Here is a 21,813-nt window from a genome sequence, read left to right on the forward strand (position 1 = left end):
TAAGATTAAACTTGTTTCTTGTGAACGAATATAGAACTGAATTATTAAAAATGAAAAATGTAAGATTTATATGTTATAATTTTTCCTATGTGTAAATTTTAGAAAGTTGGAGGAACTTATGGAAGAAACAATTAGTCTAAAAGAGTTATTTCATATCTTAAAAAAACGTTTAGCAATGATCCTCGTAATCGCCTTTGGTGCAGCTATTGTAAGTGCTATCATTAGCTTCTTCTTCATGACACCAATCTATCAATCTTCGACGCAAATTCTCGTGAATCAGAAAAAGCAAGAAGGTGCAATGTTACAAGCTGGTGAAATTCAAACGAATATTCAATTAACGAATACATATAAGGTTATTATTAAAAGTCCAGTAATCTTAGATCAAGTAAATGAAAAATTAGATTTAAATATAACTGCGCAAGCTTTAACTGGAAAAATTAATGTTGCAAATGAAAAAGATTCACAGGTCATTTCTGTAACAGCTGAGGATAAAGATCCGAAACTAGCTCGTGATATCGCTAATGCAACTGCAGAAGTATTTAAAGGTGAAGTTGCAAAAATTATGAATGTTGATAACGTAACGGTACTATCAAAAGCAGAAGTTGCGGAAAATCAATCCCCAATTAAACCAAGTCCGATGTTAAATGTTGTAATTGCTTTCGTTGTTGGTTTAATGGCTTCAGTTGGCCTTGCATTCTTACTAGAATACTTAGATAACACAGTGAAAAAAGAAGAGGATGTAGAAAGCTTACTTGGCTTACCAGTGTTAGGTATTGTAGCTCGTATGGATGAAGAAACAGCAAACGTGAAATCACATGCTCCATCATCAAGAAAAGTGAGGGGACAGACAATTGGTTCTTAATAGTTTATTTAAAAAGAAAAAAAATCATCGTCAACGTCGTCAGCTAATTGCTCATCAACAACCGAAATCACCAATTTCAGAACAATATCGTAATATTCGAACGAATATTGAATTTGCGTCTGTTGATACAAACTTACATTCGCTAATGGTAACGTCTGCTAACCCGAGTGAAGGGAAAACGACGACAACAGCGAATATGGCAGTTGTTTTTGCTCAACAAGGAAAGAAAGTATTATTAATTGATGCAGATATGCGTAAACCAGCGATGCATCAAATGTTCCAAGTAGACAATATTGTCGGATTAACGAATGTATTAACGCATAGTCAACGTTTAGAGAAGTGTATACAAACGACAAATGTAGATAATTTACACTTTTTAGCGTGCGGCCCAATCCCACCAAATCCAGCGGAATTATTAGGTTCGAAATCGATGCAAGAGCTTCTTGCTCAAGCATATAGTATGTACGATTTAGTTATTTTTGATTTACCACCAATTTTAGCTGTAACAGACGCACAAATTATGGCGAATGTATGTGATGCATCTATTCTAGTCGTTCGTAGTGAATCGACAGAAAAAGAAACAGCGGTAAAAGCAAAAGGATTATTAGAATCTGCAAAAGGTAAATTGTTAGGTGTTGTTCTGAACGATCGTGAACGTGAACAAGGCTTATATTATTACTACGGTGCAAACTAATTAAAAAGTGAGATATGGCAAAAACATATCTCCTTTTTTCCTTTGGATATGAGATAACTCATATTCAAAGGAAAAAAGATTTTTATATGAGAGAGGGAGGATGAAACAAATGATTGATTTACATTGTCACATTTTACCTGGCATCGATGACGGTGCACAAACAGTAACAGATAGTCTGGCCATGGCACAAAAGGCTGTCCAAGAAGGAATACATACAATCGTCGCAACACCACACCATCAAAATGGTAAATATACAAATGAACGTACTTCAATTATTCATCAAGTAAAACAACTAAATGATGAACTACAACAAAATGAAATTCCACTGAAAATTTTACCAGGGCAAGAGGTCAGGTTATATGGTGATTTATTAGAAGACTATGAAGCTAGTAAAATCGTTACCTTAAACGAAACGAATAAATACATATTAATTGAGTTTCCATCTAATCACGTACCTCGCTATGCAGAGCAACTATTATATGAATTACGTGTTAAAGGAATGATCCCAATTATCGTTCATCCAGAACGCAATGCCGAGTTAATCGAGCGGCCAGATAAGTTATACAATCTTGTAAGTAAAGGTGCATTAACACAAGTAACGGCAGGAAGTTTACTAGGAAAGTTCGGCAAAAAGATAAAAAAATTCTCACTACAACTCGTTGAACATAATTTAACGCATATGATCGCATCAGATGCACATAACACAACATCAAGAGGGTTTCATTTAGCAGAAAGCTATGAATTAATCGGAAAAGAATTTGGAATGAATGTTATGAGTGATTTAAAGGAAAATCCATATTTGTTAATTAGTGAAAAAGCAATTTATAAAGAAGATCCAGAACAAATTCGTCGTAAGAAATTATTTGGTATTTTTTAATTGAAGAGCTTTGGTGATGTCTCCTAACCGTTATCAACGGGGGCACTCGGTTGTGCTGTGGGTAGAAATTATATTTCAACCTACCTTAGACGCTTGTCGTCGGGAGTATGGCGTGAGGATGGGTTAGATGCCCATAATTTTATTTATGCCAGAAACTCTACCTATGGAGTTATAAAAATGACTCTATAGGTAGGGTTTTTGTTATTGTTACATACAGATAAAATGATATTTTTAGGGGGACAAGATTTGAAAAAAGTAAGAAAAGCAATTATCCCAGCCGCTGGTCTTGGGACGAGGTTTTTACCAGCAACGAAAGCAATGCCGAAAGAAATGTTGCCAATCGTTGACAAACCGACAATTCAATACATAGTAGAAGAAGCGATAGAATCAGGAATTGAAGATATTATTATTGTTACTGGAAAAGGGAAGCGTGCAATTGAAGATCATTTTGATCATTCTTTTGAGTTAGAGCAAAACCTTTTAGAAAAAGGAAAGCATGAAATGCTTGAGAAAGTTCAAGCTTCTTCAAAAATTAACATTCATTACATAAGACAAAAAGAACCAAAAGGTTTAGGACATGCAGTATGGTGCGCACGTAAATTTATTGGAAATGAGCCATTCGCGGTATTACTTGGCGATGATATTGTACAGGCTGAAACACCATGTTTACGACAGCTAATGAACGAGTGCGAGGCAACACATTCATCTGTCATTGGTGTACAAACGGTACCAGAAAATGAAACACATCGTTACGGAATTATTGATCCAATCACGCAAAATGGTCGTCAATATCAAGTACGTCAGTTTGTAGAAAAACCAGTACAAGGAACAGCACCATCCAACTTAGCAATTATGGGTCGTTACGTATTAACGCCAGAAATCTTTATGTTTCTTGAAAATCAAGAAACAGGTGCTGGTGGGGAAATTCAATTAACGGATGCAATCCAACGATTAAATGAAATCCAACGAGTGTTTGCTTATGACTTTGAAGGAACTCGTTATGATGTTGGGGAGAAGTTTGGGTTTATTAAGACGACGATTGAAATGGCATTGCAACATGATGAATTGAAAGATGAATTAATGCAGTATATGAACGAACTTGTAAAAATAAAAAATGTACATGTGTAAAGTTGAGGTGAAGAGGGCTTGGAAGAAAGAGGCGTAATAAACGAATCTGTAGGGAAAGAAATAGATGAGGTTAAAAAAATATCAATGGTTCATGCATTCTTAAAAAGGACTATAGATATTATAGGTGCTATTGTTGGTTTGATAATATTTTCTCCATTTTTTATTATAATTCCTATTCTATATATGCGTGGGGAAGCAAAAGGACCAGTTTTCTTTAAACAATCTAGAATTGGTAAAAATGGTGAGGTTTTTGGTATTTATAAATTCCGTTCTATGGTAGTTAATGCAGAAGAAAAATTAGAAAAAAATGAAGTACTATACAAGAAATATATAGATAATAATTATAAACTTGAACCGGAAGAAGATCCACGTATTACAAATATAGGACGCTTTTTACGAAAAACAAGTCTAGATGAATTGCCACAATTTATTAATGTTCTTAAAGGTGAGATGACCTTGGTTGGTCCGAGGTCAGTTATCCAAGAAGAATTAAAAGAATATGGCTCAAAAACTTCAGACTTCTTGTCAGTTAGCCCTGGTCTAACCGGTTATTGGCAAGTAAGTGGTAGGAGTGATGTAGGATATCCGGAAAGAGTAGATATAGAATTATACTATGTATATAACCAATCCTTAAAATTAGATATTACTATCTTATTTAAAACAGTTTTATTGGTTGTATTACGTAAGGGTGCTTATTAATAATTTTATATACAACTTAAAATTGAAAAAGATTTTGTTAGCTGCTGAAAAAAATCGAATTATTAAATTTAGTTTGGAAAGCAAATGATGGTGAAATGAAGAATGAAATCGATAGCATTGCGGAGCAAAAATCTATTTGAAAAAGTTAAACTAGTTACAAGTAAAGCTATGGAGAAAGGTTTCGTGCATCTTCTTAGTGCGAATTTCTTGTTACAAATAGCGGGATTCGGTGGACAGATATTCTTAACAAGAATTTTATCTGTTGAAGACATTGGAAGATTAAAGGTATTACAATCTTTTTTAAGTAATTTAGTAATTATAGCTGGATTAGGATTAAATGTGGCCATTTTAAAAATGTGTTCTGAAAAAATTAGTATACAGAAAAAGCAGAAGTTATTTGAAGATGGCTTCAAAGTAACAGTGATATTCTCAGTATTTATTACTTTGTTAACCATCGTTATAGCGGGATTTGGAGGGTTTTCATCGGATATAAAAATAAATAATCTAATGAAATTTTATGCTTTACAGGTACCATTCCTTTCTATAAGTGCTTATTTTGTGGCTTACTTACAATCCCAGAAAAAAATCCATTTAATGTCTAATGTACAAAGTATTTCTAAAATTGCTGTGGTAATAATAAGTATCTTAGGAGCATATATTTATGGAATGACAGGATACATAATTACTTTAGTAATTGCATTATCATTAACAACATTATTATTTGTACCTTTCATTAAATCGGAGTTACAATCTATAAAATATAAGCGAATAGACAAAGGATTGATCGCCAAACCATTAAAATTAGGTAGCTATTCGTTTATTACAAATTTATTAGGTCAATTAATACTTACGTTTAATATTCTCATTTTAAATTACATGAATGTGGAACAAAAAGAAGTAGGTTATTACGGCATAGCACAGCTTATAATCACTTCTATGATGATTATTCCTAATACGCTAAATCAATTAATGATACCGTATATATCCGAGCAAACAGATAATAGGGTTCAAATAAGAAAGATGTTGAAAAAATTTGAAAGTAGAATGTTAATGATAACGGCGTTATTATGTACATCAACATTCTTTATAATACCGTTAATGATGCCACTGATATTTGGAAAAGAGTATGTGAATTCAGTACCTTATTTTCAAATCCTTGTAATAGGATTATTCTTTTGGAGCGTTTATTCACCTAAAGGAATCACATTACTTAGCATAGGGCGAGTAGACTTGAATTTTAAAGTAAGTTGTATATCTTTTGTATTTAATATAAGTCTTAATCTTATATTAATCTATAAATTTGGAGCGTTAGGCGCAGCCATAGCTACGACAGCTACATATTTTGTAACCATTTTCATCAATAGAATTTATTTTAAAAAAATTTAAAAATAGAATGAGGAGAAAGTCCCTCATTCTATTTTTTCTTTTCGGTACATTATGTATATAGAATTAAGATTAAAAGGGAGAAATCTATGAAGATTTTATATCTTGTCAATATGGATCCTCAAAATAAAACCGGATTATTCAATGCGACTCATAAGAGGATTAAGTTGAATAATAATAAGGTAGATAGTGAAAAATATTGTGTGAATTTTTATGATGGAATAGTATTGAAAATATTGAAGAAAATACTGAAGAAAAAAATTTATCAAAAAGAGGGAGAGTTTTTTATTTATGAAGATATTAAATATAGAAAACTCTTTTTGAAAAATACCCTAACGAAAAAGGTTTTAGAAAAATTAGGACTAGACTTTTTAGTCTATTTAGAGGTTATTTTAAGAAATAAGATGAAAATACGAGAGTTTGATATCGTAAGTGCTCATTGGGGGCATACTCAAGGAAGTTTAGCATACTATATTAAACGCTTTTTGGGAATTCCATATACATTGACATTACATGGTAGTGATATCCATACTATGCCTAAACAAAGTATGAATTTAAAAAAAGTAATTCTTCGAAACCTGGAATATGCGGATAGAACTATTTTTGTGAGTGAATATTTAAAAAAAGAAGCTAGAGATATTGGGTATTGTGGAGATAATTTTGCAATTATTTATAATGGTATTGATAGAGAAAAATTTTATCCAGTTTGTTCAAAAAAGAAGAGTGAATTAAGAACTAATTTTGGTCTTCAAGGGTATATAGTCGGTTATATTGGTAATTTAGTTGAAGTGAAAAGAGTCGATAAAATCCCTCAAATATATAAGGAACTTAATGAAATTACTGACGAAGAATTTACTTTTCTTATTATAGGCGACGGAGATTTAAAGCAAGAGATGAAACAAAATTTTAATAAAATTGATGCTAAATTTTTGTTTACTGGTAAGGTAGCACCTCAAGAAGTAATCGACTATCTTAGTGTAATGGATGTATTAATTTTACCTAGTCGCCAGGAAGGATTAGGTTCAGTTTTATTAGAAGCACAAGCGTGTGGTATACCCGTAGTAGGAAGTGGTAATGGTGGAATTCCGGAAGTAATTATTGATAAAACTTGTGTTATAAAAGATGACCAATATTTTGAAGAGAAGTTTGCTGAAAAAATTTCATCTATTCTTAAAAATAAATATAGTGTAAACCTCTCTAATGATTGGTTAAATAATTTTGATTGGGATAGAAATAGTGACAAAGAATTAAATTTATATATGGATATTATAAATGAAAAATAAGATGTACTTTACTTGATAAGAAAAACTTATAAATTTTTCGCGAATGGTACATATAAAAAATGTAATTATTATATAAACTGTAAAGGTGGCTAGTATAGAAAATGAAAAGGGTATTAGTAATCAGTTACTGGTATTATCCGGAAAATGTAGCTCGAGCCTTTCATGTGAAAGGAATAGTTTCATCTTTGTTAAAAGATGGATATCATGTGGATTTAGTAATCCCCCAAAATGCTATGTACCAAGAAATAGAGAATCAAAATATGGATAATATCACTTTACATCAGGTTAAACCAGGTATTTTACTCCATAAAGAAAAAAATAGATGGGATGTTAACAGAAATATATTAAACAATTCTCATAGTAACCTCCTTACTAAAGGGTTGAAAAAATTATACGATCTACTTATTTGGCCAGATAGAACAATTGAATGGGCAATAAATGCTTATCGTTATACTAAAAAAAATCAGTTACATAGCAATAGTATAGCTATGGTGACGGTGGGATTACCAGTGTCTACTCATATTACAGGACATTTATTAAAAAAAGATGCTCCTCATGTAAAATGGATAGCTGATTATGGGGATCCATTCTCTTATAATCCAGATCGGGAGATAAGAAAATATGATAAATTTCTGGAATCAAGGATACTTAATAATGTAGATTCGATTGTAATACCAACAGAAAGTGCGATAGATTGTTATACTAGTTTAGGCGTAAATAAGTCGCAAATTCATGTTATTCCTCAACTCTTTGAGGAGGAGCAGGGAAAAAGTAATTATGAGGTAGATAAAGATAAATTTAATATAATGTATGCAGGATCTTTTTATAGGGGCATACGTAGTCCAGTAGAGTTTATCCATGCGTTATCTTTGGCTAGTAAGAAGAATGAAAAAATAGAATTTCATTATTTTGGGAATGTGACGGCTTTAGAAGAGTTTTTAAATATGGAAGGATTGGATATAGAAAAACTTCCTATTAAAATTAATAATTTTAAAAGTAGAAGTGAGATTCTTAATATTATGAGAGAAATGGATTTACTAATTAATTTAAATAATAAAAGTACAAGTCAAATTCCTAGTAAAATTATTGATTATCTTTACGCTAATAAACGAATTTTAAATGTTGGAAATAACTTGAATGGATTATTTGATAATGTAGATAATGAGAAGGAAAAAATCGCTAATAAATTAGTGGAAATTAGTTTAAATCCTTTAGAATTCAATTATGATCAATTAAAGAGATTTTATAGTTATGATTTTAATTCTAGTAAATATTTAAATTTGTTAAAATAGGGTTTTGAAAATAATATTATTATTTTTGTTTGATCATACTATATATTAATGGGAATTTGAGTACTAAATGTATCTAATAGAATTTAAGATAGGATGATATAAGTAAATGCAAAGAGGGAGAATGGATTTACTCTTTTATAATATATATATATATATCGCAGCATTTTATGGTTTTTTATGGTTGAATCCTTTTTTCACTTGGAATAATTCCATAATTCCTCTTTTTGGGGTAATCCATATTTTGATATTTTTATTTTGGGCTTTTATATCAGATTTTAAAATTAATAAAGCTGGTATATTAAGTGCTTTTTTTGCTTTAATGTTAATTTTTCTGTTTAGTTTTAAGGATGAGCATATAGTACGTAATTTATGTTTATACTCAGCGTCCTTAATTCCTTTAGTATTAATAAAACAAGAAGATCGTTTAAAGATTTATGATAAATTCATTAAAATAATTGCTATATCGCTTATTCCGGCTATAATTATAGCTATTTTCTTATTTGTAGGATTTGATATACAGTGGTCACAATTATCTAGTACATCATGGACAAAGCCATATTATAGAAACTATTTTAATCTTTCTATCTACCATTTCTTTAATGGTGCAGACCAAAGGTACTTCTTTCCGTGGGGGGGAAGTATTGATAGAATTTGTGGAATGTTTGATGAACCGGGTGTTGTTGGAACAGTTAGTGGTTTGATTTTAGCTTCAAAGGGATTTTCTTTACGTAGAAGTTATGAGAAGATAATTTTTATTGCTGGTACATTATCGTTTTCTTTCGCTTTCTTCATGATATTACTACTGTTTTTAGCAATAAAAAAATACAAATATATATTAGTGATATTGGGAACTTTAATAATATTGATGAATACAGTACCTAAAGATAGTTATGTATATAGCAAAATTTTGTATAGATTAGATTTAGGGAATAACGATATAGACGGAAATAATAGAGGTAATGCTGGTTTTGAGCAAATATACAGAGAATTTAAGCAAGATGGAAATATATTATTAGGAATTAAAGAGAAAGAATACCTTTATAAAGCAAACGCGTATGGTTCAGAGGCGCTATCTTGGAAAACCTTTGTAGTGATAAATGGATTATTATTATTTGTTCTCCATACTTTATATTTTATGGGTTATGCATTTACTTTGAAAAGTAGGAAAGTATGGATTTTTACTATGATTTATTTATTATCGATTTATCAAAGACCTTATGATTTTACACTAAGTTATTGGCTTATATTTATGGGAGGAATTGTAGCAGCTAATAATATGAATATATTCAAAAGTAATAAGCTAAATGCTAAGATTGATTAGATTGATGAATTCAAAGGTGTATTTAATTAAAGGTATAAGACTAATTTTATATTAAGAGGGATTTGAGAATCTGTATTAATTAAGATCTTAAGTCCCTTTTTGTTATGTGTGTTTAATAAGTGGATTGGAGAGAATATATGTCAGAAATAGCATTATTAATTCCCGTATATAACGATCAAGTTGGTTTAAATCAAACCTTAGAATCCTTATTGAAGGAAACAAAAGAGAAGATAGATGTAGTAGTTGTTGATGACGGTAGTAAGGAATCGATCCATGTTCCTAAGACTATTGGAATTCACCATATTATTTTTATAAAGTCTGAGGTTAATAAAGGAATTGAGCATGTCTTAAATTTAGGATTAAAGTATATTTGTGATAATGGCTATACATTTGTTGCCAGGATAGATGCAGGAGATACAATTGAGCCTAATCGATTTTATAAGCAGAAAAAATATATGTTAGATAATCCAAATTACATGTTGATAGGATCAAACGTGAGGCATACGGATATGAATGGTAAAGAAGTGTTTATAGAGCGTGTGCCGCTTTCAACAGATGAGATAAAAAAGAGGATGCATATTAATAGTTGTTTCCCACACCCATCCGTTATGTTTAGAACAGTGATTATTGAAGAGATTGGTGTATATCACACTGATTTTCCAGCAGCAGAAGATTATGAGTTTTTCTTCAGGATAATGAATAAATATAAGGTTTCGAATTTAGATGAAGTTCTCATTTGTAAAGAAATCAATCCAAATAGTATCTCATTAAGTAGGCGAAAAAGACAGTTGTATAGCAGAATAAAAATTCAAAAAAAATATTTTAACCCTCTAGTTTTAGAAAGTTATGTGGGAATAATAAAATCTTTTATCCTGTTAGTAGCTCCTAATAAGCTAATTATTGGTCTTAAATCTTTATTAAGTAGATCTAACTAATGATAGAAGGGGCAGTGAGTAATGAAAAAAGTTGTTTTTATATGTGAGGCATTAGGTGGAGGAGTTAGAAGGCATTTAGTAGATGTACTCTCAAATTTAGACCTAAATAAATATGAAGTACATGTTATACATGGTACTAAGCGGGTGGATGATGTATTTCTATCGGAAAAAAATAATCTTATGAGAAAGGGGCTCTACTTTTACGAAGTCACAGAAATGGTAAGGGAATTATCAGTTAAGAATGACATAGGAGCTACAAAATTAGTTATAAAAATACTAAGGGAAATTAAGCCGCAGATTGTTCATTGTCATAGCTCTAAAGCAGGTGCAATAGGTAGAATAGCAGCAAAAATATGTGGAGTGGAACAAGTATACTATACGCCACATGCATATGTATTTCAAAACCCGAATTTATCAGTGAAGAAAAAATTCATATACAAGAGCGTTGAAAAATTATTAGGTTCTTTAACAACGAAGGTCCTTCATGTTTCCAAAGGCGAAGAAGCATTTGCTTTGGGGCATAAAGTCATTTCATTAAATAAATCCATGGTAGTATATAATGGTATTTCTTCACCCTCTACGGATAGCGAATTTCCTTTAAAAGGTTGTAAAGAGAAATTGGTAGTGGGAACAATTGCGAGAATGGATTATCAAAAAAATCCATGGTTATTTATTCGTATAGCTGAACAAGTGATTAAGGAAAAACAAAACGTTGAGTTTGTATATATTGGAGATGGAGAGTATTTTAAAGAAATTTCTGAGTATGTTAAAAAGAATAATTTAAGTGAATTTATTAAATTAAAAGGATTTCATTCAAACCCAGATATAGAATTAATTTGTTTTGATATATTCCTATCTACTTCTTTATACGAAGGTATGCCGTATTCATTAATAGAAGCATTATCATATAAAAAACCTATTATTGCAACGGATGTTGTAGGTAATAATGAAATAGTGGTTGATGATTATAATGGTTATCTTTTTGATAAAGATAATGCTAAAGAAGGCACACAAAAAATATTAGAAATTATAAAAAATCCTAGTCTATATAATAAGCTTTCTAATAATGGCTTTAGGTCATTTGAGGAAAACTTTACGATTGAAAAAATGCTATCCTCAATAGAAGGCGTATATTCTAAATAAAAGATTATAGGTAGTGCAAAGAGGTTTATAATTAAGGGCTGGATAATCAATGATACGTAATAATAGGATTTAATTAACTGGAAGGATAATAAAGTATAGTGCGTCTATATGAAATTATTTGAGTAAGTATAATTTTTAAAGATTTTATATTCATTATAACTTTGATATATGAGTTAAATAATAAAAAAGATAAGGATTGATGAAGATGAATAAAAAAGTTTGTGTAATAGGTTTAGGTTACATTGGTTTACCAACTTCAGCTATATTTGCAAGAACAGGGTATGATGTTATAGGGGTAGATGTTAACCCAGTTGCAATTGAAATGATTAATCAAGGTAAAGTTCATATTGAAGAAGTTGGACTAGGAGAATTAGTTAAAGATGTAGTAGAAAAAGGGAAATTGAACGCAAGCGTACATCCAACACAAGCGGATGTATTTATTATTGCTGTTCCTACACCACATAATGCTGATCACACTGCAAATTTAGACTACGTTGTAGAAGCAACTAAGTCTATTTTACCATTCTTACAGAAAGGAAGTATTGTAATTGTAGAATCTACGATTCCACCAAGAACTATTGATGATGTAGTAGCTCCAATTCTTAAGGAACAAGGATGGGATGTAGGAGAAGAAATCTACCTTGCACATTGTCCAGAACGTGTGTTACCCGGACGTATTTTAATTGAATTAGTAGAAAATACAAGAATAGTTGGTGGAATTAATAAGAAATCTACACAAAAAGCAGCCGAAGTTTATGGTAGTTTTGTACAAGGAGAAATCCTTGAAACTACTGCTGTAACAGCAGAGATGTCTAAGCTTATGGAAAATACATTCCGTGATGTAAATATTGCATTAGCAAATGAATTAGCAAAAATTTCCGAAAAACTTGGCGTAAATGCTTTAGAGGTTATTAAGCTAGCTAACCATCATCCTCGAGTAAATTTACATCTTCCAGGACCAGGTGTTGGAGGACATTGTTTAGCAGTAGATCCATATTTCATTATTGAAAAGGCACCTGAAGAATCTCAATTAATTTCTAATGCGCGCTTTATAAATAATTCTATGCCTGCATTTGTTGTAGAACAATTAGCGAAAATTATTCCAGATAAAAATGCAAAAGTTGCAGTTTTAGGAATTACATATAAGGGTAATATTGATGATGTCAGAGAAAGTCCAGCTATGACAATTGTAGATTTGCTTACAGAACAGGGTTATCAAGTTGCTGTACATGATCCCCATGTTCATGAAAATCAGGTGCATTTTAATTTATATAGTCTAGAGAATGCTGTGAAAAATGCAGAATGTATTTTGGTACTAACAGACCATAATGAATTTAAACAAGTAGACGAACAAATCATTATTGATAACGCAAGAAAGGCTATTATATTTGATACGCGTAATTGTATGAATATAAGTAGTAAACAAATTTCTTATTACAATTTTAATAATCTATATAAACTAAGAAGCTTAGAAGGCGTACGAGTATAATGAATTAGTTGCAAACGGCTGATTAAGAATATGTTTTATTAAATGAAAAGTTAGATTTCTGGTATAAAATGCATATATAGAACTTTGAATTATTACAATTAATTGCATAAGGGAGTTCGAATACTTACCATAGTTATAGATATTTTGAATGTATTTAAGATATAATTGTAACTATGTTTTTTGAGAAAAGATTTCGATTTTCGAAAGAGGGTTAAAAAGATGAAAAAGAAAATTTTATTCTGGATTCTGGGTATTATTGGCGTTCTTATTGTCGGTGGTGGAGTATATGCATATACTGTTTATTCTAATGTGTCTAATACATTAGATGCTGTCCATAAACCATTAGATCGCGAGAAATCTGAAAAACGAGATCAGAAGGTAGATGTTTCGGATAAAAAACCAATATCTATTTTAATGATGGGTGTGGACCAACGTGGTGAAGATCAAGGGAGATCAGATTCGTTAATGTTATTTACATTAAATCCTACGACAAAATCTATGAAAATTGTTAGTATTCCACGTGATTCTTATACAGAAATCGTTGGAAAAGGTACAAAGGATAAAATTAATCATGCTTACGCATTTGGCGGGATTGATATGGCTGTAAAAACAGTAGAGAATTTTCTTAATGTGCCAGTTGATCATTATATTGAAGTAAATATGGATGGATTTAAAGATATTGTAGATGCTGTTGGTGGCGTAGATGTAAATAATGATTTAGATTTCACATATGAAGGAATTCATTTTGAAAAAGGAAATATTCATTTAGATGGTACGAAGGCATTACATTATTCTAGGATGAGAAAACTTGACCCACGTGGTGATTTCGGACGTCAAATGCGCCAGCGTCAAGTAATCCAAGGAGTAATTAAACAAGGCGCTAGTGTTTCTTCTCTAGCAAGCTACGGTGATGTATTAAAAGCAATTGAGAAAAATGTCAAAACAAGTTTAACCCAAGATCAAATGTTTGATATTCAAAAGAATTATAAAGATTGCATACAGAACAGTGAGGAAATTCAAATCCCAGGTGACGGTCACAAAGCAGCTGACGGTATTTGGTACTACTACGTTCCAGACGCAGCAAAACAAGATTTAACGAACAAGTTAAAAGCACATCTTGAATTGACTAAGTAATATATATTGAACCCAACTCTTTTGGAAGGAGTTGGGTTTATTTTTGCTTAAATTTATATTAGTATTATATATTGTGAGATTAATAGATGAGGTGAATCGATGAATAAGAAAGCAGTACTTGTCCTATTTATTTTTGTATTGTTTATTGCTTCTGTTGTGAGCGGTAAATTATATTGGAATAAGAAGATTGCGAATGCAACAGGGCAAACGAGTGAAGTAACGAAAACAAAGGCTGAAGTGAAAGATAGCCGTGCGAAGAAGGACGAGAAAAAAGAAGAGAAAAAACAAGATGTAAAGTCATCTTTTAATGAAGCATACGCGAAGAACTTGCCAGATGCAGTGAAAGAGAAGTTAAAGAAAGCTGCTGCGGATAAGAAGGCAGTAAATCTTGTTATTGTTGGTGATGAAGCTTCTTCATCTGAAAAAGATGCTTGGGTAGCTAAGTTCACTGCTAATTTAGAGGCTTCTTACGGTAAAGGTTTATGGAATGTGACGGTAAAGGAATATAAGGGTGAAAGTACAGAGGAATTAATTGCGAATAAACGCGATAAAGAGATTGCGAAAGACAATCCGGATGTAATTTTATTTGAACCACCATTTATTACCGACAACGGAAAAACTGGTAATGGAAATTCTGTAGCGAGTACACAGAAGTTTGTGCAAGCACTTTCTACTAGTGCAAAAGGCGCTACAATTATGATTCAACCATCAAACCCAGTGTATGGTGCGAAGAATTATCCGAAAGCGATTGAAGCATTAAAACAATTTGCGACACAAAATGGTTATACATATGTTGATCATTGGGGAGCATGGCCTGATGCAACAACGAAAGCGATTTTACCGTACTTACAAACAGAGTTCGGTTTCCCAAGTGCTAAAGGGCATGAAGTTTGGGCGCAATATGTAACGGATTATTTTGTAGCGAAGTAATGAAGGGTATATAGAAGGTATACGAGTAATCGTATACCTTCTATATTAGTAAAGTAAGTAAGAAATCCTAGTATATATGTAGGGGGAAAACAATGAAATCAATCTTAATCTGCGGCGGAGCGGGCTATATCGGTTCTCACGCTGTTAAAAAACTAGTTGATGAAGGTTTATCGGTAGTAGTAGTAGATAACTTACAAACTGGTCATGAAGATGCAATTACGGAAGGTGCAAAGTTTTATAATGGTGACCTTCGTGATAAGGAATTTTTAAGAGATGTTTTTAAACAAGAAAATATCGAGGCGGTTATGCATTTTGCAGCTGATTCTTTAGTTGGAGTTAGTATGGAGAAGCCTCTTCAATATTATAATAACAATGTGTATGGCGCACTTTGCTTGCTAGAAGTAATGGATGAGTTTAAAGTAGAGAAGTTTATTTTCTCTTCTACTGCGGCGACTTATGGTGAAGTAGATGTAGACCTTATTACTGAGGAAACGACGACAAATCCGACGAATACGTACGGAGAGACGAAGTTAGCAATTGAGAAGATGCTTCATTGGTATAGCCAAGCCTCTAATTTAAGATATAAGATTTTCAGATACTTTAATGTGGCTGGTGCAACTCCAAGTGGTATTATTGGGGAAGATCACCGTCCAGAGACACATTTAATTCCGCTTGTTTTACAAGTGGCGTTAGGTCAACGTGAGAAGATTATGATGTTTGGTGATGATTATAATACACCAGACGGTACTTGTATCCGTGATTATATTCATGTTGAAGATTTAGTGGCAGCTCATTTCTTAGGACTTAAAGACCTGCAAAATGGTGGAGAAAGTGATTTCTACAACTTAGGAAATGGTAATGGCTTTAGTGTAAAAGAAATCGTTGATGCAGTTCGTGAAGTTACGAATCATGAGATTCCGGCTGAGATGGCACCACGCCGTGCGGGAGATCCAGCACGTTTAGTTGCTTCTGCTCAGAAAGCGAAAGAGAAGTTAGGATGGAATCCTGAGTATGTAAATGTGAAGACAATTATCGAGCATGCGTGGGATTGGCATCAGAAGAAACCTAATGGGTATGAGAAATAAGTTTAATAAATGAGAGAGGGTATCGTCGACAAAATATGTTCGACAATACCCTCTCTTTTTTTGTCTTATTTTTGCTATACTAAACTGTACTATAATACAGGGTGGAAGGAGGAGAATGATGAAAATACTTGTAGTAGATGATGAATCGAGTATTCGTAATTTGATTCGGATGCAGTTAGAGATGGAAGGGTATGAAGTGTTGACGGCGGCTGATGGGAGAGAAGCTTTAGAGAGATGGAATGAGCAGCCGGATGTACTTATTTTAGATGTGATGCTTCCTGATACGGATGGGTATGAGTTGTTACGCTTATTCAGAGAGAAGGAGCGTGATATTCCGGTGCTTATGTTGACAGCGAAGAGTCAGATGAATGATAAGTTACTTGGTCTTCAGCTTGGAGCTGATGATTATGTGACGAAGCCTTTTAATTATGCGGAGCTTATTCTTCGGGTGAAGAATATGGCGCGGCGCGTGACGAAGAAGGAGGTTCCTTTAAATCATGAGGTGATTGTGGCTGGTGATTTACTTATTTGTCCAAAGGAACGAAAGCTTCATGTGAGTGGGCAGGAGGTTCAGTTAACGTACCGAGAGTTTAATTTATGTCAGTTGTTTGTTTCGAATCCGCAGCGTGTGTTCATGAGGGATGAGCTATTAGAGAAGGTATGGGGGTTTGAGTATATCGGAAATACGAGAGCGGTTGATATTATGGTGCAAAGGCTTCGAAAGAAACTCGGCACGAGCGGGGAGTATATTAAGACAATTTATGGTGTGGGGTATAAGCTTGATTGCTAAAAGGTGATGATATGTCTTTAAAACGAAATATGGTGTTTGGAATAGTTGGGTTGTTGATTCCAATTCTTGTTCTTTTGTATGCGGTTGTTTATATTGCACTGGAGAAGAATGTGTATCATAATGCGGCAGATTCCTTAGAAAAGTTAAGTGTGGAAGCGCAAATTTATACGATGAATTATTTAGAGAAGGAAGCAGAAGTAGAGACGCTAGGTCCTAATTCGCTTTTAATTGCTTCGTATTTAGCGAAGCGAATGGATGTCCGGGTGCAGATGATTGGGAAGAATGGAGATGTTGTTGCAGATACACAAAAAGGAGCGTTACTTCATCGGAATATTGACATCGAGAGTTCTTTGAAGGGAAAGAAATCGTATGTTTTCGAGGAGGGAGACCCAGCTCCAATTCTTTTGTTTTCAAGTCCGGTTTATTATGGAAACGATGTCATTGGAAGTATTCGTTTTATAAATGAGTTAACGGATGAGAAGGAAGTTTTAACAAATGTGAGTTGGACGTTTTTAATGACTTCTCTTTGTTTAGTAGCTGCTGGTATTTTCTTTGCGATTCGTTTGGCGAAGTCTCTGCATAAACCAATTGATCAGTTAAGGCAAATGGCATATCGGCTTGCGAATGGAGATTATGAAAGTAAGATTGAGCTGAATGAGTATGTGGAAATTGCGCAGCTTTCAGCGTCCTTTAATGCGATGGCTGATGGGATTGAGCTGCATATTAAGCAGCTGAAGGAAGAGAAAGAGAAACAGAAAGATTTCTTGGACCGCATTACGCATGAGCTGAAAACACCGCTAACAGCAATTATCGGTTATGTAGATTTAATTCCGAAGTTACAATCGAAGGAAGATGTGCAGGAGAGCCTCCGTTATGTGTCTGTGGAAAGTGAGCGTCTATTATCACTTGTAGAGGAATTACTTAAGTCTTCAAAGTACGGGAAGAGTACGTTTGAAGTGTCACCTACAGTCGCGAATATTAAAGAATTGGCAGAAGAAGCGGTTTCGATTGTGAAACTTAGGTTGCAGCAGTTTGAAATTGAAGTTATGAATGAGTTAACAGAAGTACACGTCGTTGCGGATTTTGATAAGACGAAGCAAATTTTCTTGAATGTGCTTGATAATGCGATTAAATATAGTGATGCTACGCAAGTTCGTATGAATGTAATTATAAATGAGCAGGAAGCGAAAGTTTTTGTTCATGATGATGGTATTGGTATGGATGAAGGTGTGCTTGCAGAATGGAATGAGTCTCCGGAAGGTAAGGTGCTTCCTTCAAGTTACGGGAATGGCTATGGCTTATACATTTGTCAGGAGATTATGAAGAAGCAAGGCGGAAGTATGCGAATTGAGAGTAGTGAAGAAATGGGAACTACAATATGCATTACATTTTTACTTCCGAGACGGATGGAAGACATAAAAAACTTGAAAGCGGTTAAATGATACATTTATGAAACAATTATGCGGTATTTTCGAAACAACGTTTTTTTATCTTGGAGGTAGGCAGAAATGAAAAGGCTATCATTTCAAATTCTTATGTTTGTCTTTTGTATGATCGTTTCTCTTATTTTGTTTTATGTTATTGAGAAGCAAATATATAATCGAATCACAATTGTGGATGACAAACAAGCCGTTTTACAAAGAGTGAATGAATCTCTTCCTACTGAAGTGAAAGTAAGGCATGAGAAGTGGGGAGAAATTGTTGTAACGGATGAAGTTCGTTTGCATACGATTGTTTCATTCTTTGACCGAATTCGAATAGAACCGAGAGAAGCGAGGAATCAAGAACAAGTATTTACTGGAGAAGTAACGTACTTGAATGGACATAAACGTACTTTTGCAGTAGGTGACTTGTTCCAGTACGAGACTAATGTATACGGAAAGAATGGCACGGATCCGATGATCTCAGCATTTCAAACATATTTGTTAAGTCTGTATTATACACCAGAGCGCATTAGTAATTTCTTTGCGGAGGCAAAGGAAGTTGTAGTGAGGCAAGGGGATGTAATACGTACTATAGATCTTACACACATATTTGATTCTATTCGATACGCAAGGCAAATTACAGATTACGGAGAAATTCAGAAATTATTACAATCACAGAATGAGCCGATTGCTTATATTACTGCCTATAAAACAGGCAAACGTGTAAAGAATGAGCGGGAGGATATTCTAACTATTTCTGTGTATCCATCGTACTTTGTTGTGCAATATCTCGGTGATAATAACGGGAATGTCATGTATATGAAGGGCTCCCTAGCAGAATTCCTTGTAAAGGAGAGTGTGTCATGAGAAAGATAGCCTTTTTCTTCTTTTTGCTAGTAATCGGAGGAGCGATGTCTAGTTGCTCTCGAGATACAACCTCTATTAAATATAATAAAAGTGGTCTCCCTATTTTGGATGATCGTCATCTCGTTGCGTATGTAGCGGCCCGCGAGGAAGTTGGTGAAGCTTTGCTTTCGTCATTTTGTAAACAACGCGGGTGTACATATGAATTTATTCGTCTATCGACAGAAGAACTTCTTCGGAGAGTAGAAGAGGAAGCTGGAAATCCGAAGGCGGATATTATTATTGGCGGTACAGTAGATGCGCATCAAATGATGAAGCAAAAGAACCTTTCTATTCCTGTTACGACCCAGCATGCGAATCGTATTTCAAAGACTGTTAAAGATAAAGATGGTTATTGGTACGGTTATGAAGTGGAGAAACTGGCAATCGCGATTAATAAAGAGCGGTGGAATGAAGAAATAGCGCCGCTCGGTCTTCCATATCCATCAAGGTGGCAAGATTTATTAGATCCGGTATATACGGATAAGATTGCAATGCCTGATCCAAATGTTTCCGGCACAGCATATACTTTGTTTCAATCACTTATTGATACTTTAGGTGAAAGAGAAGCGAAAGAGTATGTTAAGAATCTTGCAAGGCAAGTTGGTGAAGTAACGGTGAATGGTTATATGCCTGCAGAACTGGTTGCGAGCGGTGAATATATGATAGGCATCAATTTTGCGGGAGATCAGAGAATGCTTCAAAAACAAGGCTTTCCTATTTTAAGTAACGAACCTGAGCAAACAGGATTATCTGTTAATGCGATTTCGAAACTGAAGCGTGCACCGAGTGGTTTTATTGCGGACTTATTTATTGATTATTGTTTATCAGAAGAAGCGGGGCACATTTTAGAAAAAGTTTCGTTTGGCGTACCAACGATGTTTGCGAAGAATCAGAAAGAGATAGAAGGTCAGCCGGTTAGAAGGACGAACAAAAATATATCAAATAGTGGAATAATCGAGATATGGAATAGACAGCGTCTCTCTCAGCAGTGAGAAAAGGAGACGAAAGAATATGTTTAAATGGCTTAAGCCAGCACCTGCAATTGAGAGATTGCCGGCGGATATGATTGACAGGGTATACAAATTATTACGTATTCGTGTGCTAATGGGAATTTCAGTTGGGTATGCTGCTTATTATTTAGTTCGTAGTAACTTTAATTTATCTACTACGTATTTAGTAGACGAGTACGGATTTAGCACTACACAAATCGGGTTATTAGGTGCAGTAATGGCTGTTGTTTATGGACTTAGTAAATTCTTTATGGGGAATTTATCGGATAAGGCTTTTGCTCAACGATTTATTGCAGTAGGTTTATTTTTATCTGGGCTTGTTAATATTTGTTTCGGTTTTGCATCTTCCTTTGGGATGATTTTAACATTACTTGTTCTAAACGGTATTGTACAAGGTATGGGAGCACCACCGTGTAGTATTGTTATGACGAAATGGTTTTCAAAGAAAGAACGTGGTACGAAAACAGGTCTTTGGAATATTTCACATAACGTGGGTGGATTACTTGTTCCGCCATTCATTGGAATTGGTGTAGGTATTTTTGGTGAAAGTCATTGGCAAGGTGGCGTATTTATTTTCCCAGCGATTATCGTTATGGTAATTGCAGTTCTAGTATGGATTAATGCGAAGGATACACCAGAATCTGAAGGTCTTCCGCCAATTGATGAGTATCGTAATGACTATGAAGATCTTGAAAAAGCAGATAATGCTAACAAGATGTCACCAAAAGAAATTTTAATGAAATATGTAGTGACAAATAAGTTCGTTTGGTATTTATGTATTGCCAATGCATTTGTTTACTTAATTCGCTTCGGTGTTATTAACTGGGTACCAATTTACTTAACAACAGTTAAAGGTTTTACAAAAACAGAAGCGCATGCAGCGTATTCAATATTTGAGGCAGCAGCGATTCCAAGTTCTTTAATTGTCGGCTTTTTAAGTGATAAATTATTCAAAGGGAAACGTATGCCATTATGTGTTATTAGTATGGCTGGGGTTGTTGTTGGTACGGTTGTATATTGGCAAGCAACTAGCATACTTGTTGTGAGTATTGCAGTTTCTGTTATCGGTTGCTTAATTTACGTACCACAGTTTTTAATTGGTTTAAGTGCAATGGAATTAGTACCGAAATTTGCAGTAGGTACAACAGTTGGTATGTGTGGTCTGTTTGGTTATGTTGGAGGAAGCTTCGTAGCAAACGCAGCAATTGGTATTATTGTTGATCGTTCTGGCTGGGATGGTTGTTTCATGTTACTGTTAGCAGGCGGTGTTTTATCAACAATTTTCTTACTGATTGTTCAAATGGGACATGAGAGAAAAGGTCCTAAAGTGGCGTAATAGTTTATTCGGGAAAGCGATCCAATCATTATTTTGGATCGCTTTTTTTATAATCGAAAGGACGACCATATGTAAAATTAAAGTTTTATGTG

Annotated in this window: 20 protein-coding genes; all 20 read left to right on the top strand. The window is 33.6% G+C overall.

Annotation, left to right across the window (positions count from 1 at the left end; translation table 11 throughout):
• Positions 1 to 118 precede the first annotated feature (118 nt).
• The 20 genes from DET63_RS06690 (at position 119) to pgtP (ending at position 21,721) form a co-directional block, all read left to right on the top strand.
• Positions 119 to 862 (top strand): YveK family protein, encoded by a 744-nt coding sequence (locus DET63_RS06690; protein WP_113936207.1) that lies wholly within the window; start codon positions 119 to 121, stop codon positions 860 to 862.
• A complete protein-coding gene (locus DET63_RS06695; RefSeq protein WP_113936208.1) occupies positions 852 to 1,556 on the top strand; it encodes a CpsD/CapB family tyrosine-protein kinase in 705 nt (234 codons plus the stop codon). Before DET63_RS06690 ends, DET63_RS06695 begins: the two co-directional genes overlap by 11 nt.
• A gap of 109 nt (positions 1,557 to 1,665) precedes the next feature.
• Positions 1,666 to 2,433 (top strand): tyrosine-protein phosphatase, encoded by a 768-nt coding sequence (locus DET63_RS06700; RefSeq protein WP_113936209.1) that lies wholly within the window; start codon positions 1,666 to 1,668, stop codon positions 2,431 to 2,433.
• Between the two features lie 246 nt (positions 2,434 to 2,679).
• A complete protein-coding gene (gene galU, locus DET63_RS06705; RefSeq protein WP_033715177.1) occupies positions 2,680 to 3,561 on the top strand; it encodes a UTP--glucose-1-phosphate uridylyltransferase GalU in 882 nt (293 codons plus the stop codon).
• An 18-nt stretch (positions 3,562 to 3,579) separates the two neighbouring features.
• Positions 3,580 to 4,260: a sugar transferase gene (locus DET63_RS06710; RefSeq protein ID WP_113936210.1), complete on the top strand. Its 681-nt coding sequence runs from the start codon at positions 3,580 to 3,582 to the stop codon at positions 4,258 to 4,260.
• A gap of 102 nt (positions 4,261 to 4,362) precedes the next feature.
• Complete coding sequence (locus tag DET63_RS06715; protein WP_235661762.1) at positions 4,363 to 5,646, top strand: flippase; 1,284 nt, start codon at positions 4,363 to 4,365, stop codon at positions 5,644 to 5,646.
• A gap of 86 nt (positions 5,647 to 5,732) precedes the next feature.
• Positions 5,733 to 6,926 (top strand): glycosyltransferase, encoded by a 1,194-nt coding sequence (locus DET63_RS06720; protein ID WP_113936211.1) that lies wholly within the window; start codon positions 5,733 to 5,735, stop codon positions 6,924 to 6,926.
• Positions 6,927 to 7,027: 101 nt separating this feature from the next.
• Positions 7,028 to 8,218: a glycosyltransferase family protein gene (locus DET63_RS06725; RefSeq protein ID WP_002130024.1), complete on the top strand. Its 1,191-nt coding sequence runs from the start codon at positions 7,028 to 7,030 to the stop codon at positions 8,216 to 8,218.
• Between the two features lie 106 nt (positions 8,219 to 8,324).
• Positions 8,325 to 9,539, top strand: coding sequence for a transcriptional regulator (locus tag DET63_RS06730; RefSeq protein WP_113936212.1), 1,215 nt, complete (start codon positions 8,325 to 8,327; stop codon positions 9,537 to 9,539).
• Positions 9,540 to 9,676: 137 nt separating this feature from the next.
• Positions 9,677 to 10,474, top strand: a complete 798-nt coding sequence (locus DET63_RS06735) for a glycosyltransferase (RefSeq protein WP_113936213.1) — start codon at positions 9,677 to 9,679, stop codon at positions 10,472 to 10,474.
• A 21-nt stretch (positions 10,475 to 10,495) separates the two neighbouring features.
• A complete protein-coding gene (locus DET63_RS06740; RefSeq protein ID WP_113936214.1) occupies positions 10,496 to 11,617 on the top strand; it encodes a glycosyltransferase family 4 protein in 1,122 nt (373 codons plus the stop codon).
• 205 nt (positions 11,618 to 11,822) lie between these two features.
• Positions 11,823 to 13,106: a nucleotide sugar dehydrogenase gene (locus DET63_RS06745; RefSeq protein ID WP_113936215.1), complete on the top strand. Its 1,284-nt coding sequence runs from the start codon at positions 11,823 to 11,825 to the stop codon at positions 13,104 to 13,106.
• Between the two features lie 219 nt (positions 13,107 to 13,325).
• Entirely contained in the window at positions 13,326 to 14,240 is a 915-nt protein-coding gene (gene tagU, locus DET63_RS06750; protein WP_016102283.1) for a polyisoprenyl-teichoic acid--peptidoglycan teichoic acid transferase TagU, read from the top strand.
• Between the two features lie 99 nt (positions 14,241 to 14,339).
• Positions 14,340 to 15,170 carry an SGNH/GDSL hydrolase family protein gene (locus DET63_RS06755; RefSeq protein ID WP_113936216.1) on the top strand — a complete coding sequence of 277 codons (831 nt, stop codon included), beginning with the start codon at positions 14,340 to 14,342 and terminating at the stop codon, positions 15,168 to 15,170.
• A gap of 92 nt (positions 15,171 to 15,262) precedes the next feature.
• Positions 15,263 to 16,255: a UDP-glucose 4-epimerase GalE gene (galE, locus tag DET63_RS06760; protein WP_113936217.1), complete on the top strand. Its 993-nt coding sequence runs from the start codon at positions 15,263 to 15,265 to the stop codon at positions 16,253 to 16,255.
• 118 nt (positions 16,256 to 16,373) lie between these two features.
• Positions 16,374 to 17,045 carry a response regulator transcription factor gene (locus DET63_RS06765; protein WP_113936218.1) on the top strand — a complete coding sequence of 224 codons (672 nt, stop codon included), beginning with the start codon at positions 16,374 to 16,376 and terminating at the stop codon, positions 17,043 to 17,045.
• An 11-nt stretch (positions 17,046 to 17,056) separates the two neighbouring features.
• A complete protein-coding gene (locus DET63_RS06770) occupies positions 17,057 to 18,487 on the top strand; it encodes a HAMP domain-containing sensor histidine kinase (protein WP_113936318.1) in 1,431 nt (476 codons plus the stop codon).
• 66 nt (positions 18,488 to 18,553) lie between these two features.
• Complete coding sequence (locus tag DET63_RS06775; RefSeq protein WP_016102280.1) at positions 18,554 to 19,336, top strand: DUF3919 family protein; 783 nt, start codon at positions 18,554 to 18,556, stop codon at positions 19,334 to 19,336.
• Positions 19,333 to 20,367 carry an ABC transporter substrate-binding protein gene (locus DET63_RS06780; RefSeq protein WP_113936219.1) on the top strand — a complete coding sequence of 345 codons (1,035 nt, stop codon included), beginning with the start codon at positions 19,333 to 19,335 and terminating at the stop codon, positions 20,365 to 20,367. The genes DET63_RS06775 and DET63_RS06780 overlap by 4 nt, the downstream gene beginning before the upstream one ends.
• A gap of 19 nt (positions 20,368 to 20,386) precedes the next feature.
• A complete protein-coding gene (gene pgtP, locus DET63_RS06785) occupies positions 20,387 to 21,721 on the top strand; it encodes an MFS transporter (protein WP_002034819.1) in 1,335 nt (444 codons plus the stop codon).
• Positions 21,722 to 21,813 lie beyond the last annotated feature (92 nt).

This window comes from Bacillus sp. DB-2 (assembly GCF_003315125.1).
In the GTDB taxonomy this organism is placed as follows: Bacteria; Bacillota; Bacilli; order Bacillales; family Bacillaceae_G; genus Bacillus_A; species Bacillus_A mycoides.

Bases quoted from the DNA above. Each gene is read 5' to 3' on its own strand.
- DET63_RS06780 (WP_113936219.1), top strand. From the start codon at position 19,333: ATGAGAAAGATAGCCTTTTTCTTCTTTTTGCTAGTAATCGGAGGAGCG.
- DET63_RS06715 (WP_235661762.1), top strand. From the start codon at position 4,363: ATGAAATCGATAGCATTGCGGAGCAAAAATCTATTTGAAAAAGTTAAA.
- tagU (WP_016102283.1), top strand. From the start codon at position 13,326: ATGAAAAAGAAAATTTTATTCTGGATTCTGGGTATTATTGGCGTTCTT.
- DET63_RS06755 (WP_113936216.1), top strand. From the start codon at position 14,340: ATGAATAAGAAAGCAGTACTTGTCCTATTTATTTTTGTATTGTTTATT.
- galE (WP_113936217.1), top strand. From the start codon at position 15,263: ATGAAATCAATCTTAATCTGCGGCGGAGCGGGCTATATCGGTTCTCAC.
- DET63_RS06690 (WP_113936207.1), top strand. From the start codon at position 119: ATGGAAGAAACAATTAGTCTAAAAGAGTTATTTCATATCTTAAAAAAA.
- DET63_RS06735 (WP_113936213.1), top strand. From the start codon at position 9,677: ATGTCAGAAATAGCATTATTAATTCCCGTATATAACGATCAAGTTGGT.
- DET63_RS06745 (WP_113936215.1), top strand. From the start codon at position 11,823: ATGAATAAAAAAGTTTGTGTAATAGGTTTAGGTTACATTGGTTTACCA.
- DET63_RS06740 (WP_113936214.1), top strand. From the start codon at position 10,496: ATGAAAAAAGTTGTTTTTATATGTGAGGCATTAGGTGGAGGAGTTAGA.
- DET63_RS06765 (WP_113936218.1), top strand. From the start codon at position 16,374: ATGAAAATACTTGTAGTAGATGATGAATCGAGTATTCGTAATTTGATT.
- DET63_RS06725 (WP_002130024.1), top strand. From the start codon at position 7,028: ATGAAAAGGGTATTAGTAATCAGTTACTGGTATTATCCGGAAAATGTA.
- DET63_RS06720 (WP_113936211.1), top strand. From the start codon at position 5,733: ATGAAGATTTTATATCTTGTCAATATGGATCCTCAAAATAAAACCGGA.
- DET63_RS06700 (WP_113936209.1), top strand. From the start codon at position 1,666: ATGATTGATTTACATTGTCACATTTTACCTGGCATCGATGACGGTGCA.
- DET63_RS06770 (WP_113936318.1), top strand. From the start codon at position 17,057: ATGTCTTTAAAACGAAATATGGTGTTTGGAATAGTTGGGTTGTTGATT.
- pgtP (WP_002034819.1), top strand. From the start codon at position 20,387: ATGTTTAAATGGCTTAAGCCAGCACCTGCAATTGAGAGATTGCCGGCG.
- DET63_RS06775 (WP_016102280.1), top strand. From the start codon at position 18,554: ATGAAAAGGCTATCATTTCAAATTCTTATGTTTGTCTTTTGTATGATC.
- DET63_RS06730 (WP_113936212.1), top strand. From the start codon at position 8,325: ATGCAAAGAGGGAGAATGGATTTACTCTTTTATAATATATATATATAT.